Here is a 17,523-nt window from a genome sequence, read left to right as displayed (position 1 = left end):
TCCGGCAAGGACTCCGCGGTACTGGTGGGCATGGCCAAAGCCATTGGCATACCTATCCTGGGGCTTCCCGGCCCTCTTGAAAAAGAAGGGCTGATACTGCGTCATGCGGTGTCACTGTGGGTTGAAAGTCCTTTGCAAGCCCTGCGACGCATAAAAACTGTGGCTCGTTGCCATCTGCACGACGATAGAGAACTCCCCTGCACGAAATGTCGTTCAGAAAGGATATGCGCCTTGGCTGGAACTAAAATTTCATAGGCACCCTCCACGGGGGCCGCGTATCCGTCAACCACACGCGGGGAATTTATATGACGACAGCAACCAAAATCGAATGGGTGCCCCATGTATGGAATCCCATTACCGGCTGCCCTGGCCCCAAGATTTCTGAGGGCTGTGCACATTGCTACGCCGAGCGTATGGCTGTGACTCGCCTGCGCGGGCGCATGGGCTATGTGCAGGCTGGTAAGGGCGTGGGAGGAGTAATGCCATGCCCGTCCTAAGCCTTATCCTCACACATCGTTGGTACGACAAAATAGCTAGCGGCGAAAAACGGTACGAGTATCGCGAAATTAAGCCGTTCTGGACAAAGCGACTTTTTGCAAAAGATTACGCTGTAGTGCGTTTTCACCGTGGATATACTGCAACTACGATGGAATTTGAACTTGTCGAGATTGACGTAACAACCGAACAGAATGACCTCAACATGCCGCGCTGCTATCGGCTCACGTTAGGGCAGAGGGTACAGCCATGTCAGAACTGATCTCTAAGCAACATTATTATCCCATACAGGGATGGCCTGGCTATTCAGTGACACTGGATGGAGAGGTATTTAGCCCCAAGGGCATTTCTTTGTCATGCGATTCGCGGGGGCGAGTTATCCTTCGTGGTCATGATCAGCGTACAAACCGTATTCCGGTGGCTACGTGCCTCCGCATGGCTGGTTTGGTGCAGCAGCCGGGCCAAGGGCAAGATAACTACGATGTTCTAGTAAAAAAATGTTCAGAGCTCGAAAAAGAGTTGCTGGAAAGTCGCCGTAAGATTTCGGAGCAGTCGAGGCACCTACAGGACATCAAAGCTCTCGAAGACGAGCGTGATGAGCTTGCTGCGGCGCTGAAAAAGGTGCGCGCGGAAGTATCCGCGGCCAAAGCCGCCAGGGCAAAAGAAAAAAAGGCTATGACAAAAGCCTCACTGACACAGCCGACCCCACGCGAGGAAGAGCTGGAGCGGCGTCTACGGCTTGCGCGCAAGCTCAATGGGCACCTGATTGCTGCTGTCCAGAAACGCGGGGGCTTTGACCTTGCGGAACGTTCTGCCCTGGAGGACACGCCTTACGGCGTGTAGCATGCCCGTGTACGCCCCTGACGCCATTCTGACCCTTGATGAAGTGTCTGACGCCTTGCGCCTTGACCCCCGTACTGTAAAGCGGGTAGCAGAGGAGCTTGGCGGCAAGCGCATTGGTCGCCGTTGGCGTTTTCAGTGGGGGCGCGTTTTGGAGTTCTTCGATGCCGACACTGAGAAAAGATCGCGGAAATATGTGGATGGCGCGGGTCGTCGTGAACGGGAAGCAGGTTGCCTCCCTGATGTTCCCCGCCGGAAAGAAAGGCGGCCCGGAATGGAGGGCCGCGAAAGAATGGGAGGAAAAAGAAGCACAGAAAACTGCGGAAATGGTGCAGCGAAAGACCCTTACGGCTTACGAGCTGCTCTTGAGTTGGGGAGAACAGTATCTCGCCCATGTGGAGCGCACCATGAGTAAGCAAACGCTTGTGGAGAAGAAAACCGTTATGCGGGCCTTCCTGCGTTTCTGCGCGGAATCAGCTCTTGATTCTTTGGGTAAGGTGTCATCGGCCAAGGCTTACAGCTTTCTTGCTGACGTTGCAGATGAACGCGGCCCACGCCGTGGCAATGTCTACCGCAAGAACATTCTTGCCGCCTGGAATTGGGGCAAGCTTTATGTTGAGGGCTTTCCGAAAGAATTGTCGCCCTTTGAGGTTGTGCCGCCGTTTGCTGCCGAACACAATGAACGCTATGTGCCTCCGCAAGAGGACGTGGTAAAAGTCCTTGAGGTCGCCCAGGGGCAAGATTTGGTCATGCTGCTCACGTTCTTTTTCACGGGTGCGCGCCGGGGCGAGGTGTTCCGGCTCTCGTGGAACAGGGATGTGAACTTGGATGAAGGCCGAATCAGGCTCATTGACCATAAGGGCAAGGGCGGCCAAGAGCGTGTGCGCTGGTGCGACATACACCCTGAACTGCGTAAGGCTTTGGAGTGGTGGCGCGAGGCGCGGCCCTGCAAGGTGGATAACGTTTTCATGCAGCTTCACTGCGATGGAACGTTAGGAGAGCCGTTCAAGCAGCGCAGCAAGCTCATGGGTCTGTTGTGCAAGCGGGCCGGCGTGAAGGCTTTCGGCTTTCATGCCATCCGGCATTGTTCTGCGGCAGTGACATTCAAGTCTGAAGGATTGAGCGGCGCCCAGGTATTTCTTGGGCACAGCCGTGCAACGACAACTGACCGTTATGTACGGTCTGCGGGCCTGTATAGCAGTCAGGATGGAATTCTGGCGGCATTGGGCCAGAGCCTTATCGGCTCGGCGGCAGAGGATCTGTTGGAAAAGGTAATGCCCCACGAGGTTGCAGCTCGTGAGGCATTTTGTAACCAGCGCCATGTAACCAGCGCGCTGCAATAAAGGGATAACACGTTAACCCTGTAAAATCATTGGCGTCCCCAAGGGGATTTGAACCCCTGTCGACGGCGTGAAAGGCCGTTGTCCTGGGCCGGCTAGACGATGGGGACGCGCTGTGAGGTGTTCTTTTATGTGAAAAATACGCAAAGTGTCAAGCGGATCTTTACATTTTTTTTCAGATTGTTACATGCTGATGAATAATAGAGGCATTCGTGGGGTTAGAACTGGCGAATGATGCGGGCTTATAGCGAAAGGCGTCGGTCAAAGACCGACGCCTGCACGGAGAGAAAGGGCACAGCGCTATCCCCAGCGCTGCGGAGGGTTCGGCTGAACAGCCGGACCCTCCAGCCTTTCAAATAGACTAACTACTATCTCTTCATGCCGATAACAGTTTCCAGCATGGTATCTACAGTGGTTATGCCTTTGGAGTTCGCCTGGAATCCGCGTTGTGTAGAAATCATTTGCACGAATTCCGTGGTCATGTCCACGTTCGACTGTTCAATGTTGTAGGCACGCGTTGTGCCAAAGCCGTTGTCACCCGCGACGCCCAGGCGTGGTTCGCCCGAATCATTTGTTGCAGAGAAGAGATTGCCGCCTTCGCGGTACAAACCCTGATAATTCTGGAAATCATACATGGCGATTTGATACAGGGGCAACGTTTTTCCGTTGGAATAGACGCCGTGCACAACGCCGGAGTTATCTATGCTCACGTTGCTCAATGTGCCAGAAGCGTAACCATCCTGAGAGCGGTTTTGTACGGTATAGGATTTGGTATTGGCCACACTGGCGTAATCCTGGCGTTGCGCAGAGCTCATAGTGGGTACGTCGGAATAGTCGACATACGGGGGCGGTGTCGTGGCTGGTGGAGTAGGACTGTGCACTGCCAGGTCGGCGAGTGATGTCGTGCTATTTGTCCATGTTGGGCTGCCCATGCTTTTGAGGCCAAAATCCAGCTCAGTAATGTAGTTCTGCACTTGGCTTACAGGTGTTCCCCCACCATTAGATACGGTTTCGCTCACACTGTTGGCCAAGGGCTGTCCCGTGAAGTTGGCGGAAAAAACCGGCAGACCGTTGCTGGATACTTTGGTTGGCTGCCAGGAAGATTTGAGCGAAGGATCCACGGCCACCTGATCGTTGGCAGCAGGAGTTTCCGTAGCGCCGTACGTGTAGGCAGTCTGGTTGACCAACTGGCCACTGGCGTTAAAGATCATCACGCCGCTCATGAGCACACCTGCATTTTTATTGGTGCCAGCCACGGGGTCGTTATAAAGCTTGGTTGGCTCGGTAGTCCAGGTGTTGGTGGTCTCATTGTAGCCTGTGCCGCCAAAGCTACGGTTGTCTTGTGAAGGGGGAATGGTGACCAGATATTCGTACACAGTGTATCCGGCGGGCAATCCCTTGATGTTGTATATGGTATCGCCGTTGGAATCTGTCTTGCTGGCGTCAACCTGGTCATAGTAGACCGTCATGGTATGGGTGCCGCCGCCTTCGTCATAGACATCAATGCTGGACTGCGTGGCATAGGCGGTATCGGCAATGGGGGGAGTGCTTTTTCCATCCCACAGGTCGAAGAGGGCTGTCATGGGGCTTGTGGCACTTGTGGTGCGATCGCCCGTACCATCGTTGGTAAGGCCCATAGTGAAGGTGACGTTGGTGGTCTGCTGTGGAACGATATTCCAGCTGTCCAGCACAATATCGGTGGGCGTTCCAGAGCCAACATAGGCAGATTTGCTCAGATCGGCATTACCAAGGTTGGTTGCGCCGCTGTTGAACGTCAGTTTCTTTTCGTTGTTTACCTTCCATCCCTGTAAAAGATAGCCTTCAGGATTCTGAAGTTCACGACTTTTATTGAAATAGAAGTCACCAGCGCGCGAATAGTACATTTGTTCACTATTGGGCTTGCGCACCTGGAAGAATCCATTGCCGTCAATGGCAAGGTCGGTCGCTGAGTTGGTGGTTTCAAGCGACCCCTGCGAAAAATCGCCCAGAATGGCGTACACACCAGCCCCAGCGCCAATCTGGCTGTTGCCGCTTGTCGTGCCGATGCCCCTGTACAGGTAATCATTGAAATCCATGCGCTGGCTCTTGAAACCAAGAGTACTCACGTTAGCTATATTGTTGCCGACCACATTCATTTTTTGGCCGTGAGTGAGCAGGCCTGAAACGCTTGTCCACATGCTGGCTGAAAGACCCATGATTTCCTCCGTGTCTTGGGATAGGGGGATATTTTTTTGAGGGGGCGCGTTGCTGAGCGCTCCCCGTTCTTTGTTTACTGTTTAAGAAGTGCGTCGCTCAGGTTGATGTCTCCGGCGTTGACATCAGCGAGAAGGTTTTTGGCGCTGGTGTTGGCATCAGCGAGAAGGTTTTTGGCGTTGGTGTTGGCATCAGCGAGAAGGTTTTTGGCCGCGGCGTTGGCATCAGCGACAAGGCTTTTGGCGGCGGCCGCGACATTCTCTGCGGTGGAACTGCTACCGGAATCTGTACTTGTACCCGTACCTGCGCCCGTGCCGGCTGTCGTGGTAGGCAGGGAAACCTGACGAACATTGGCGAGCGGCATGAGCTGGCCGCCCTCAAGGCCGAGGTAAACCACACCATTATCAGTGACAACGCCCGTCACCTTGGCGTCCACCACCTGGTCAGAAAGGACGGCATCTCCGTTGGTGTCGCGCAGCACAAGGTTGACCGTGTACACGCCGTCGCCAGCGACAGTGCCGTCGTTTTTCTTACCATCCCATTTGAAATCGTACGTCGTACCCTTGTTCTTGGCGCTGAGTTCTTCAACATAGACGGTGTTGTTATCAGCATCACGAACGGTGATGGTACCGCCAACGGTATTGTCCGCGGGGGCATACCGGAATCGCGTGACGCTGACTTCCTTGGTGGTCTCGTCCGTAACTTTGCCGATGGAATTACCCGATATCGTTACCTGCTTGCCAATGTAGGATGTGGCATTGATCATCTGCTGATTGTTGGTAGCGTCTGTAAGGCTACCCATGCTCGTATTGAGATTCATGAGCTGTTCGAGACTGGAGAATTGCGCCATCTGGGCAATAAATTCCTTGTCTTCCATCGGATTCAACGGATCCTGATACTTGAACTGCGTTACCAGCAAAAGCATGAAAGAGTCCTTATCCAGATTACTGCCTTTTTGCTTACTCAGGGCAGTATTGAACTCATTGTTGGTCTGGTTCAGTGACTTTGTAATGCTGCTGGCCATAATTCATTCCTCACACTGGGCTGTTTTTACGCTACCACGTTTAGTGTACGGGTGGCATATCTTGCCGCATGGACAGAAGAATGCACAGGTTGTTCCAAATCAGTCGATTCTGAACTACTTGAAGAATTACGTACTGTTGAAAGATTCTTAAGGCGTGCAAGTTCTTCACGCCGGGCATCTTCTTCCTGCCACGAATTGTGCTGGTTCAGGTTCTGCCAGGCATTTTCGTCCTGCTCGCGCGAACTCAACTGCACTTCCACCTTGTCCACCTTGAGCCCTTGCTGCTCAAGATTAGTGCGAATGGCTTCAAGCTGGCGTGTGACGATTTCGGCTGTTTCCGTTTTTTCAGAGCGTATGGTCGCACTTACCTCGCCATTACGCAGGCTGAGGCTGAGGGTGATGGCTCCAAGCTCCTGTGGGTGCAGTTGCAGGTCGAGACGGGTCGTGCCATTGCGGGAATTTGAAAGCAGCCCCTGCTCAACTTGCTGGGAAACATACCTGGCAATAGGAGCAGGCTGTGAAATAGCTTCGGATTGCTCAACAGCAGCGCCAAGGTTCTGAATCATAGAAGCCGCAGCCTGATTATCCTGCCGCATGGTGAAGAGGGGATTTGTTTCAACTTTGCGGGTAACTTCATTCCAGGACGGATCACGCCCTGTTTCGGAGTTGGCTTCCTGACGATTGTCGCCAGAGTGGCGGCGGCCTGATTCGTTTTGGCGCTCATCTGTAGCGTTGTGCGCCAAGGGGGTGTCCTCAGATCGTCTGTTTGTGACGCTATGGGCGTTGGAAGCCTGCTCCTTGTTGGAAGAAGCCTTGGAAAAGCCTGTGTCGGCAGAAGCTTTTGCTTCCTGGCTGCCAGCATGGCCAATACCAGCGCTTTGACTGCCGTCAAGCTTTTTGCTGATGGCGTCACTCTGGCGCAGCGCGGTTTCCATATCAACGGCCTTTTTGCCATCTTGCCCGCCAGCATTCAATGTCTCTTCCAGCATTTGGCGGCTGTTTTTCATGACAGTCTGGTCAATGAGAAGCTTGCTTTGCTGTGCTTCCTTGTTGCGCAACGCACTGGCCTGAAGCTCTTTTTCTGTGCGTGCCCGCGCCTTGCTGACAAGTGGCTGCAAGGTAGTTTTTAACGCAGTATCCAGCTGTTTTTGAGCAGTTTTTTGCTCATTGAAAAAATTGCTTACAGGAGCCATGAAGGCAGAGAGCTGCCCCACAAGCATGTTAGCGCTGCTATTGCTGCCAAAACTGTTGGCCAAAGTTTGCAGGCTTGAAGTATCGAGGCCCAGTCCACGGCCAAACGCTATAGCTTCAGTAGCACCCACTTCGAGGGCTGTCGTGAGGTCCATCTGCGAGATAAAAGCATAGACGGTGCCAAGCGCCGCTTCGCCTTTACCGTCTGCCATGAGCTGCTGCACTCTCGCATCCAGAACGCCAGAGGAGTCAATTTTTTTGAGCAGTGAAGTGATTTGCGCTTTATCATCATCGCTGAGCTGGGGAGCACCGCTCAACGTCTGTAAGCTGGCCATAATCTGAGCCAGCGTTGCACCATCGGGTTGCCCGACCAGCGCGTCGAGTTTGCTCAAAGCACTTTCTGGGGCTCCAGCCTTGATGAGATCATGGCGCAGTTGAGCCAGTTCCTGTTTGGTGAAGCATACTTCATCAAGAGTATAAGTCACGCCATTCGTGGTGGATCGACTGTAAGGGCTTTGCACCTTGGGAGCTGCAGCCGTAGTGGTTTGATCTTCTTCAAGCGCCGCACTTACAGAAACGTTTTCACCGCGCTGGATACTATCAATAGCTTCATGTACGGAAGCGAAAAAGTCAGCAAAGGATGAATTTTCCTTGCTGCTGGAAATGAGGGCGTCAAATGAACCGGCGCTAGTGGGAATAATCTGCATCGTGCACTCCTTGCGCCAGATCTCTTTCAAGGACTGTTCCAAAAATTAAAATGTAATTATATAAGTGTGTTAGTCTTAATGTCAGCGAGTGAAAAGGGCAAGTATTGCCGAGGCAGTTACTGCACCGGAAAATGCGTGAAGGCCAAGGGAGCAAAGCGCAGTCTTTATGACTGTGGGGAAGGGGAATTCAGGACAGATTCGTGAAAAAAGCGCTGGTTTTGTCCAGGCTTTTTAAGGCTTCTCTCCAAGCTTGTGGAGAGTAGTCGCCATTTTGCAGCTGCATATGAATATAGCCACTGAAAAGGCGAATGGAGGGTGACTGTGAGCGCCAGAAATCCCCTGCCAGACGGGAGTTGGGCGCTTTGAGGTGCTGCGCGCAGGTGCTGCATAGCGTGGCAAGCCCTGAGGCGATATTTTTCACCACACTGGGGAAGGTTGAATGCAAGCGATTCAGTCTTTGGGTCACCAAAGCGTTTTGCGTAGGGTCGTAGAGAAAAAGAAAAACACCCTGCCAAAAATCTTCCAGTAAGGGGCGGCAGCTTGCTTCAGTGGCGGTGCCAAGCCTTTCAAGGCTGTGCAGGCCGAGAGAATCCCGCCCTGTGCGATACAGGGCTAGCCCTGGAGGAATATATAGTTCCCCTGAGCTACGCAAAAGACTCAAGACGAGTGCTGCTACTCCAGACGGAGTGAAGGCCTGCTTGCAATAAAGCTGGCTACGATGACATTGCCAACAGCCAACACAACTCATGGCAGCGCGAAGCACGTATTGTCCTGGAGAGGTTGGTCCTGTTTCCCGGGCGTGAACCGGCCCCATAGAAAGGTTGAGTACTGGTACGCCAGCCAGATCGGCCAGATGCATTGGGCCCGTATCTGGGGTAATGCACAGATCCAGCGTGCGCATTAACGCGGCCAGATCTTTGATAGACAGGCGTCCACAGAGGTCAGCTCCGTGTAAGCCGGATCTTCGCGCTACCTCACGGCCCAACTCCTGCTCCGCAGAACCACCCAGCAGTAACGGAACGGCCCCTTCAGCCGCCAAGCGTCGGGCCAGTCTGGCCCAAAAATCTACGCTTGGGCGCTTGGCAGCCTCGCTTGCGCCAAGGACCAGCCCTATGCGGCCAGACCCGGCGGCCTGCGCGCGTGGATGTGGCACGCGCGAAAGGTTGGGGTGTTCAAAAAGGTCGAGCAAGTGAAGGTCAGCCCAATGGAAGGCATTATTCCAATTGTTTTGTGTAAGGGCTGCCCGGTACAGCTGCCAATAGCCCCTGATGTGCTGATTGCTAATACCATCCGACAGGCGATTGCCAGAAAGAAACTCAGGACCAAGTTTTCGGCCGGCTGTAAGGCGTGCCTGGCAGTCCAGCGCCTGAGGGCGGCTGCTCAGGTTGATGGCAATTTCGTAGTGACGTTCTGTCAAGACAGCGCAATGACTTGGAGGGAAAAAAACGACATTGGGCAAAAGAGGCATGAGACCTTGAAAAAACTGTGGTTCGGCTGCAACCCAAACCTCGTGCTCGGGCCAGTGCCTGAGCAAATGAACAAACAGGGGCATGGTAAGAATCAAATCCCCCATGCGGTGCATCTGGAGAATAAGTATTGGGTCGGCGCTCATACCCTCTCCCTGGGCCTCTGGGAGTTTTTAAGCGCAGGAGTTCCATAGATTTGCCGCATATGCTCCAGCAGTGTTTGCAGGCGGTGCGCCCATGTATGGCAGGCCAACACCCGCTCACGCGCAAGCAGTGCTGTGTTTTGGCGTTCTGTATGGTGTGTCAGGTAATGTCGTGCCAGGTCGGGAGCCTCGTCCGGTTCGCGATAGCAGATCATTTCGTGGGGTTCAAACAGCTGCTCCATTTGTGGACGCCAGTCAGTCAAAACAAAGGATCCTGCGGCGGGTACGTCGAAGATTCTCTGGTTCACGGCCCCTTTCATCTGCTTGCTTGTGCAGTTGAAATTCACCAGCGATCGGCAATAGAAAAGCGGCAAATCTGTATAGTAGCTCAATGGTTCCATATACTGTGGCTGCACAGGTTCGTGCCGGAATTCCACCTTCCAGCCGTCATCACCAACTATGAGAGGCTTCAGGGGCAGCAGCCGTCGTACGCAGCCATTGCGATAGAGACGCGTGGCCTGCCATGTGATTGCGGTTTCATAGGCCAACTTGGCTTCATTGTCCGGCAGGGCCTCATAGCAGGTGAATACCTGCGGAAAGGCATCACGCAGAAATTCAGCGACCGAGCGTTGTTCACTCTCCATAAATGCTTGTGAAACCTTATAGAAAGGAAGCAGCAGATTACGGGGAAAACGTCCGTTTTTCAGGCGGCTGCCCACCTTGTACACCATAGAATTGCCAACGAAGGAAAGATCTGCCTGCCATGAAGCAGGGGCGCTTGCGCCCTTGTCGGGATGGAAGCGGTCCGGGTCTGTGCCGAGCGGCAGATAAAAAACATGCTCAAAACCTGCCGCCTGCAAGCTTTCAATGTTGTCCGCATCCCAGGTGAACAGAGTCGTCCAGGGGCTGACGCAACGTGAATACAAGTGGATGATCAGATGGGGATTGTCCACAAACCAGGAAGCCAGAGGCAATTGAAGACGGGCAAGCAGGTCCATAAGCACGCCTTCAACGTCTACGCCCATATGATTCAGCGTTATGCAGCAGTCTGGGCGAAAGGAAACCACAGCCTCAAGCAACTGTTCGACAAAGTCGGTGCGGGCCACGGTATCATTTTTGATATGCACAAGCTTGTGTTCAATGCCAAGCTTACGGCATGCGCCTTCAACCTCGCCCATAAGGAAATATTTGCTGGTAAGAAGAAGGACGCGCGGTTGGTTGTCTGTAAAGCGTGGGCCAGCAGCGCGGCTCCAGAAGTCGAAGCGGGCACTGGCGGCCAGTTCTTTTTGCAGCCGCCCGTAGTAGGCGCGGTCAAGCCGGAGATAGAAGGGTAGGGCTATTGGCAACAGGCGCAGCCCATTGTGGCACGATTGCCAATGGGTCAGCTGCATCAGAGCTTCATTGGCATTGCCCGTTGAAACGAGTTCCACTCTTTGGCGATCTTGTGGAGTCAGAGCAGCAAGCACCCCGCTTATTTTCTGAATTTCGTGCTCTTTTTCCACTACAGCCACTGGCCCGGAGCAGCGCTCCAGCAAAAGCTTCAGTGCGTGGCCCATTCCGCACCCCAGAAGCACTGGCAGAGCCGTGTTGAGGTGTTCAGATGGCAGCGTTTGCACAACTGCTGTTTCTCTTTCCGGACCGCCGGGAGACAGCATGGCAAAGCTGCGTTCGCCAACAACAGCTTCCAGGTCAATGGGGGCCGTATGTGCGCCGGGAACGGCGTCGGAAGGAGAGATCGCCCGGAATAATACTTGGTCTGACCGGGAGTCTGGATGGGTCATTGAGGAGCGCCCAGATGGGAGTGCTGTAAGTGCTCAATAATAATTTCGTGCTCAACCAGACGGCACATAACTTTGTCATAGGTCTGGTCAATGGTGAGGAAGGCACGCCCAATGGAGAGCTCCACGCCGGGGTAGATACGCCCAGGCACGAGCAAACGGCAGTTGTGCATGTAGCTTTCGTCTTGTGAAAGACGCGCCCATAGCTCGTCGCGTCTTTTAATCAGCTGTGTGCGCTGTATCCGCAGGGCTTGCAGTTTTCGGCTGGTTTCATTGGTTTCAGGGGCCAGATGTCCGGCCACGGCGTTGAGGTGGGTTATGGTTTGTGATTGCTGTGCAATGATGCCATCAATTTTTTCGAGCTGGCGAATGCTCAGCGGGTCATAGCCCAGGTATATTTTGGTGGGGATTCCGGCCTTGTTGCCAAGCTGTTTACCAACATAAACACTGCCGTAGGCATTGATGATGCCTCCATAGGCCAGCTCACGCACAACCATGCTGGCTCCGGCATAAACAGTGGAGTAGAGGCAGCTTTTTTCAATGACGATATTATCGCGCGCGCGCGCCTCCACTTTTTCCAAAAAAGGAGAAAGCAGCTTGCCGCCTGCGTCTACAAGACTATGTTGCCCTGCACCGCCGCGTACGCCGCCGTCAATCATGAGATTGCGCCGGGCGCGAACTACGCCGCCTTCAACCATGCCCATTATACGCACATTGTTGGCCTGCACTGAAAATCCGGCCCGGACGGAACCGTGGATCGCCATGTCGCCTACAAAAAAGATATTGCCGGTTTGAAAACTGATGTCCTGACGGACATTGAGCAGGCACTTTACCGTAATTCGGCCGTCCAGGTAGAAAACATATCCATTGGCGGCAGCAAGAAGGTAATTGGGGTATTGAGGATCTATGCGGGTGTTGGAGCCAGCGGGAAACCTGTGCTTGTCAAGCATGAAGCGCGGGTCAGGATCCGGCCCGGCATCTTCAAGAGGAATAATTTCAGCCAGCACCTGTCCGTCAATGACATTCTGGACATACCCCAGACTGTAGACGTCAGACGAGCCATTCTCTCCACCAGGTTTAAGGTGAAGGTAGTCAAAATCGGGATTGAAGTAATGCCGCAGATAGTATTGCACCATGCACCATCCGTAGAACCTGATGAGCATGCACCCGGACGCGGTTAATCCGCAGTATCGGGAATATAGCCCTTCAATTCCTCTTCAGTATCAAAGGTAGGAAAAAATCCTTCAATTTCCACTTTTTTCAAAAGGTCTGCCACATGCGGAGCAGGCATTAGCAATACAAGTCTTCTGCCATGCCCACGGCTTTTGGTACTGGCGCTTACAAGCACCCCTAAGCCTGATGTGTCCACCTTGCCGACATGGCTCAGATCAAGAACAACCTGCTTGATGCCCGGAGTCAGGAAGTGTTCGTCCAATTGGCGGCTGAATTGGGGTACATCAGGTAATTGCATGTCGCCCAGATAGCGCAGAACTATGACGTTTTTGTGAGACTCCGCTTGTAGGGTAAACACGGGCCCGTCCTCCGGATAACGCGGGGCGTCAACTATTGAACAGATTTTCCGAATCAAGCCATATAGTGACTGGTCCCCAGTTGCACAGACGTACTGCCATATCGGCGCCGAAGATGCCTGAAGATACGCTGACGTTACAAGATTCGTCAACCATCTTCACAAAATAGTCAAACATGGGTTCGGCCCAAGTGGGATTTCCGGCAGCAGTAAAAGACGGGCGGCGTCCTTTTCGGCAGTCTGCATACAAGGTGAACTGGGGGACGAGCAGAAGCTGACCACCGAACTCTTCAAGCGAGGTGTGAAACTTGTTAGCCAGCGCCCCTTGGCCGGGAAAAATGCGCAAACCGACAAGTTTGTGAATCATCCCCATAAACGCGGGATGGGTATGAAAATCTGCCCCATCATCCTGACCAAAGCCTACCAGGGCCATAATCCCGGGGCCGATGGCCGCCACCTGGCGGCCATCAATGCTTACCGAAGCTTCAGTCACCCTTTGGGCCAAAATTCGCATCAGGAGTGTCCCAAGGGTTCTTCACCGTTATCTGGGCTAACAGCGGCACTTTGCGCTTTACGTTGCTTGCGTTTGGCTATTTTGGCTTCTTCTTCGTCACGCAGGGCGCGCCGGAGTACTTTACCCACGATAGTCTTGGGCAGTTCTTTACGAAATTCTACAAGGCGCGGCACCTTGTATCCTGCAAGCTTTTGCCGGCACCATGCAATAACATCGGCCTTGGTAAGCTCTTCACCTTCCTGCGTCACAACATAGGCCTTGAGCACCTCGCCGCGAATATCGTCGCGTATGCCCACGCTCACGGCTTCCTGAACTTTTGGATGCTCCAGCAATACTTCATCCACTTCGCGGGGATAGACGTTGTAGCCGCTGACGATGACCATGTCTTTTTTTCTGTCGACGATATAAAAATAGCCGTCTTCATCCATAGTGGCCAGGTCGCCAGTATAAAGCCATCCATTGCGCAGCGCGCTGGCCGACTCATCAGGTCGACGCCAATAACCGCTCATGATCTGCGGGCCAGACACAATGAGTTCGCCCATTTTACCAGGGGGAAGCGTCAAAGAGCCGCCTTCCATATCCACTATGCGAGCGTCGGTGCCAGGCAGTGGCATACCAATGGAGTTGGGCTTCTGCCCTTGCTTGCCCAAGGGGTTGCAGTGGGTAATGGGCGACGCTTCGGTAAGTCCGTAGCCTTCAAGAATGGAAGCGCCGGTTGTTTCCTGAAACTGGCGGAAAATCTCTCTGGGCAGTGGTGCAGAGCCGGATACGCATATTTTGATGCTGTGCAGGTCGAACTGCGCCAGATTTTTTTGCTGCAAAAGCGAAATATATACCGAGGGAGCGCCAGGAAAAATACTGGGTTTATGCTTCGCGATCAGGCGCAACACATCCTGCGGCACATAGCGCGGCAAGGGCAGGGTGGTGGCTGCCAGTGCAATGGGAATGATAAGGCCTGTGGTGAGGCCGTACACATGAAAGAAAGGCAGAAGAGATATGAATGTATGATGGTCTTCGGCCTTTACATTGATAATATCGAGAACCTGACGGCAATTGGTGCCCAAATTGCTGTGGGTAAGTGTTACACCTTTGGGCAGGCCCGTGGTTCCGCCAGTGTACTGAAGCATGATCGGATCATGCATGGGATCAGCAATGGGGGCCGAATAGCGCTCTGCGCCCTTGAATACCTTTTTCCATTCAAAAATGCTCTTTCCGTCATAGGGAATAGGCGTTTTTTTGCTGCGTGCCTTTTTAAGGCGGTATAGCCAGTTAAGAGGAAACGACAGGGCATCGGCAGCACCGGTAATAATGAAGTTGCGTAGCGGCAGGCGGTCGCGCAAAGCTGAAACCCGGGGCCAGAGCAGGTCGAGCATCACAATATGCTCTGCGCCGGAATCCTGCATATTGGCCATAATCTCTTTTTCCATATACAGGGGGTTGGTCATGACTACCACTGCCCCGGCCTTGATGATGCCCCAAAAGGCTATCACAGTCTGGGGCATGTTGGGCATCATGAGGGCCACCCGCTGCCCCGTCTTTACCCCCATCCGCTTGAGTGCGCCTGCAAAAAGTTCTGCGGATTCGCGCAATTTTTTATAGGAAATGCGCGTATTATGAAAAATGATCGCCGGACGGTTAGGGTACCTGTCCGCCGCTTCGTCCAGCATGGCGTATAGGGGTTTGTCCCATGTCTCGGTAATACGGGGGACAAACGCGTCATAATGGGCAAACCAGGGACGGTACAATTCTGTGTTCATGCCGATCCTTATGAATCAGAAGTCGCGTTAAAAAGAAGAAGGCGCTACAGGTGCAGGGACGGTTTCCGCCCACGCAGTAACAACTGCATACGCCTTGATGCCCTCGGCGCGGCCCGTAAAGCCCAGCCCTTCTTCAGTACTGGCTTTAACGTTGACGCAGTTCAGCGGCAGAGCCAGTAAACGGGCAATGTTTTTTTTGATTTCTTCGCGATAGGGTGCCAGACGCGGCGTTTGCGCTACGACTGTCAGGTCGGCATGGCAGAGGCGAACGCCTGCCTGACGCGCTATGTCGAGAGCCTGATCGAGCAACAGAGATGAAGAAATATTCTCAAAACGGGGGTCTTTATCAGAAAAGTGCTGGCCAATATCGCCGAGCCCCGCGCAACCCAACACCGCATCGGTTAGGGCGTGAAGAAGAACATCGCCGTCAGAATGGGCCACAACTTCAGGGCCCGTGGGGATAAGAATTCCACCAAGTTTCATAGGGCGGCCCGAAGCATACCGGTGAACATCGTAGCCCATGCCTGTGCAGGGTCGCGGAAGGGACGGGGCATCCTGCAGAAGGGCCAGGTCATCCGGATTGGTAATTTTCACGTTGGAAACCTCGCCTTCGACGATATGAACCTTGTGCCCCAAGACCTCAAGCAATGAGGCATCGTCCGTAACGCCCAATCCTTTTTCCTGGGCGTTGAGGTGGGCCTGACGCAGATGTTCAAGATAAAATCCCTGGGGCGTCTGAACTGCCACAAGGGTTTGGCGGGGCAGGGTGCCAGTAACAAACCCATCAGCAACAGTTTTGATGGTATCTGTCACGGACAGGGCCGGAATGACTCCGCTGATACCTTGCTGCAGGGCATCGCACACACTGCGAATCAAAGCAGGCGTCACAAATGGGCGCGCCGCATCGTGAATGAGAACATGACGTGCGCTAGCAGGCAGTACGCGCAGCCCGTTCCAGACGGAATCCTGTCGCAGATCGCCCCCGGTCGCCGTGAGCCACGGCAATCCCAGATCTTCGGCCGCATGCAGCTCGTGCAAGCGTTCTTTATGCGCACAATGGTCGGTTTGGGGAAAAACAAAAACAATACCTGCAACCGTGGCACTGCGGCTCATGGCTCTTGCCGCGTGCCAGTACAGGGGCACGCTACGCCACGAAATAAACTGCTTGGCGCTGCCGCCTGTGGCAGCAGCAAGACGGCTGCCTTGTCCGGCAGCCAGCAAAATGGCCCATGGCTTGTTTTGCCCTGGGGGGGGGATGGAAGATTCAGGCATGGCTGAGCCTTTGGCTGACAGTATGCGGGAGTCGGACTGTAAGCCGGGTTCTGTCACAACGGTTGCCCGCGTGTGACCGTCATTCCTCTAGGAGTGCGATTACTCGCACCCTCAAGCAACCTACCCGGAAGGCTATGGCCGGGCCAGCCGCCTTCCCTATTTGGTCTTGCTCCGAACGGGGTATGCCGAGCATGCCGCGTCACCGCGGCATCTGGTGGTCTCTTACACCACCGTTTCACCCTTACCCGACCGAAATCGGGCGGTTTGCTTTCTGTGGCGCTGTCCGAGGGTCGCCCCCCCTGGGTGTTATCCAGCGTTCTGCCCTGTGGAGCCCGGACTTTCCTCCCCGGGCTTTCACCCGCGGCGACGGTCTGTCCGACTCCCGCAATCTGTAGCTGCATGGGCGGCAAAGGGCGCCGCACTAGACCGGACCGCACAATGTTCGCTGAGTGGCCCGGTCTTTTTCATGAGCAAAAATTCTAGTCAGTCAGCGGCTGTATCTTGGGAGCGCATTGCGGCGCATCAGCCACGCTAAAGTGCTCGCACCAGAAAATGAGGCGCTGGCAGTTGGGGCAGCTCAAAATCTGCTGACCGCGCTGCAGTTCAATAAAGGACTGCGGCGGAACAGAAATGTGGCAGCCGGAGCAGATGCCTTCTTTGACGGCAACGATCACGGGGTGCTCAAGGCGTTCACGGATGAATTCATAGCGCATGAAGACCGGCTGGGGAATGGCCTTGCTGACCTGAGCGCGCTTGCCGTTGAGTTCGCTAAGAGCGGCATTTCCCTTCTTCAGCTTTTCTTCAAGGCCGTCACGTTTTACTTCAAGCTCGGCTTTAATGGCTGTATGGGAGAGGTCGATTTCGGCCAGCGCGTCTTTCTGGAACTGCAGCTCTTCAAGAAGAGTCATTTTCTCTTCTTCACGTGAGCGGTTCACTTTTTCCATGCTGTCCATTTCGCGCATCATAGCATGATATTCACGCGTGTTCTCAACCTGCATGAGCTTGTTTTTGCTCTTTTTGATCCGGGCGCTATCATCATCAATTTCAAGTGAAAGACGTTTCTGTTGGTCCTGCAGATGCGTCAGCTTGTCTACAATATAGTTGCGTTGCGTTTCGCTGGAATTGAAGCGCTGTTCAAGCGAATCCAGTTCGCTCGGGGCCCGCTCCATATCCTGCCGCACAATGTATATGGCATCATCAACTTTTTGCAGCTCAACAAGCTGCTTTATCTGTTCAAAGTAAACGGCATTACTCATCGAAAAATCCTCCTGGTGA

The 17,523-nt window shown here is 53.8% G+C and carries 14 protein-coding genes, 1 tRNA gene, 1 other RNA gene and 1 pseudogene; 4 read left to right on the top strand and 13 right to left on the bottom strand.

Annotated elements, in window-relative coordinates:
- The 4 genes and pseudogenes from QM579_RS12155 to QM579_RS12140 all read left to right on the top strand — a co-directional run.
- Positions 1-255 (top strand): annotated as a pseudogene (locus tag QM579_RS12155) (translation initiation factor 2); the annotation flags it as partial.
- Positions 256-305: 50 nt separating this feature from the next.
- Positions 306-497 carry a DUF5131 family protein gene (locus QM579_RS12150; protein ID WP_414999401.1) on the top strand — a complete coding sequence of 64 codons (192 nt, stop codon included), beginning with the start codon at positions 306-308 and terminating at the stop codon, positions 495-497.
- A gap of 247 nt (positions 498-744) precedes the next feature.
- A complete protein-coding gene (locus QM579_RS12145; protein ID WP_414999400.1) occupies positions 745-1,338 on the top strand; it encodes a hypothetical protein in 594 nt (197 codons plus the stop codon).
- 161 nt (positions 1,339-1,499) lie between these two features.
- Positions 1,500-2,678 carry a tyrosine-type recombinase/integrase gene (locus QM579_RS12140; protein WP_414999399.1) on the top strand — a complete coding sequence of 393 codons (1,179 nt, stop codon included), beginning with the start codon at positions 1,500-1,502 and terminating at the stop codon, positions 2,676-2,678.
- A 30-nt stretch (positions 2,679-2,708) separates the two neighbouring features.
- Here the strand turns inward: QM579_RS12140 and QM579_RS12135 are convergent.
- The 13 genes from QM579_RS12135 to QM579_RS12075 all read right to left on the bottom strand — a co-directional run bounded on the left by QM579_RS12135 (position 2,709) and on the right by QM579_RS12075 (position 17,504).
- Positions 2,709-2,785 (bottom strand) — tRNA-Glu (locus QM579_RS12135).
- 258 nt (positions 2,786-3,043) lie between these two features.
- Positions 3,044-4,870, bottom strand: a complete 1,827-nt coding sequence (locus QM579_RS12130) for a flagellar hook protein FlgE (RefSeq protein WP_414999398.1) — start codon at positions 4,868-4,870, stop codon at positions 3,044-3,046.
- Positions 4,871-4,944: 74 nt separating this feature from the next.
- Entirely contained in the window at positions 4,945-5,892 is a 948-nt protein-coding gene (locus QM579_RS12125; protein ID WP_414999397.1) for a flagellar hook assembly protein FlgD, read from the bottom strand.
- Between the two features lie 26 nt (positions 5,893-5,918).
- Positions 5,919-7,790, bottom strand: coding sequence for a flagellar hook-length control protein FliK (locus QM579_RS12120; protein WP_414999396.1), 1,872 nt, complete (start codon positions 7,788-7,790; stop codon positions 5,919-5,921).
- Between the two features lie 187 nt (positions 7,791-7,977).
- Positions 7,978-9,402, bottom strand: coding sequence for a glycosyltransferase family 9 protein (locus QM579_RS12115; protein WP_414999395.1), 1,425 nt, complete (start codon positions 9,400-9,402; stop codon positions 7,978-7,980).
- A complete protein-coding gene (locus QM579_RS12110) occupies positions 9,399-11,180 on the bottom strand; it encodes a CgeB family protein (RefSeq protein WP_414999394.1) in 1,782 nt (593 codons plus the stop codon). Before QM579_RS12110 ends, QM579_RS12115 begins: the two co-directional genes overlap by 4 nt.
- A complete protein-coding gene (locus QM579_RS12105) occupies positions 11,177-12,313 on the bottom strand; it encodes a FapA family protein (RefSeq protein ID WP_414999393.1) in 1,137 nt (378 codons plus the stop codon). Before QM579_RS12105 ends, QM579_RS12110 begins: the two co-directional genes overlap by 4 nt.
- 41 nt (positions 12,314-12,354) lie before the next feature.
- Positions 12,355-12,708 carry an STAS domain-containing protein gene (locus QM579_RS12100; protein ID WP_414999392.1) on the bottom strand — a complete coding sequence of 118 codons (354 nt, stop codon included), beginning with the start codon at positions 12,706-12,708 and terminating at the stop codon, positions 12,355-12,357.
- A gap of 28 nt (positions 12,709-12,736) precedes the next feature.
- Positions 12,737-13,219 (bottom strand): D-aminoacyl-tRNA deacylase, encoded by a 483-nt coding sequence (gene dtd, locus QM579_RS12095; protein WP_414999391.1) that lies wholly within the window; start codon positions 13,217-13,219, stop codon positions 12,737-12,739.
- The gene (locus tag QM579_RS12090) at positions 13,219-14,976 is read right to left on the bottom strand and encodes a long-chain-fatty-acid--CoA ligase (RefSeq protein ID WP_414999390.1); all 1,758 of its coding nucleotides are present in this window, start codon (positions 14,974-14,976) and stop codon (positions 13,219-13,221) included. The genes dtd and QM579_RS12090 overlap by 1 nt, the downstream gene beginning before the upstream one ends.
- A 27-nt stretch (positions 14,977-15,003) precedes the next feature.
- Positions 15,004-16,248, bottom strand: coding sequence for a 2-C-methyl-D-erythritol 4-phosphate cytidylyltransferase (ispD, locus tag QM579_RS12085; RefSeq protein WP_414999389.1), 1,245 nt, complete (start codon positions 16,246-16,248; stop codon positions 15,004-15,006).
- Between the two features lie 23 nt (positions 16,249-16,271).
- Positions 16,272-16,631, bottom strand: an RNA gene (rnpB, locus tag QM579_RS12080) — RNase P RNA component class A.
- Positions 16,632-16,727: 96 nt separating this feature from the next.
- The gene (locus QM579_RS12075; RefSeq protein ID WP_414999388.1) at positions 16,728-17,504 is read right to left on the bottom strand and encodes a zinc ribbon domain-containing protein; all 777 of its coding nucleotides are present in this window, start codon (positions 17,502-17,504) and stop codon (positions 16,728-16,730) included.
- Positions 17,505-17,523 lie beyond the last annotated feature (19 nt).

Origin of the sequence: Desulfovibrio sp., from assembly GCF_047607245.1 — a bacterium.
In the GTDB taxonomy this organism is placed as follows: Bacteria; Desulfobacterota; Desulfovibrionia; order Desulfovibrionales; family Desulfovibrionaceae; genus Desulfovibrio.
The sequence above is the reverse complement of the archived record's forward strand: the minus strand, read 5'-3'. Positions and strand labels throughout refer to the sequence as shown.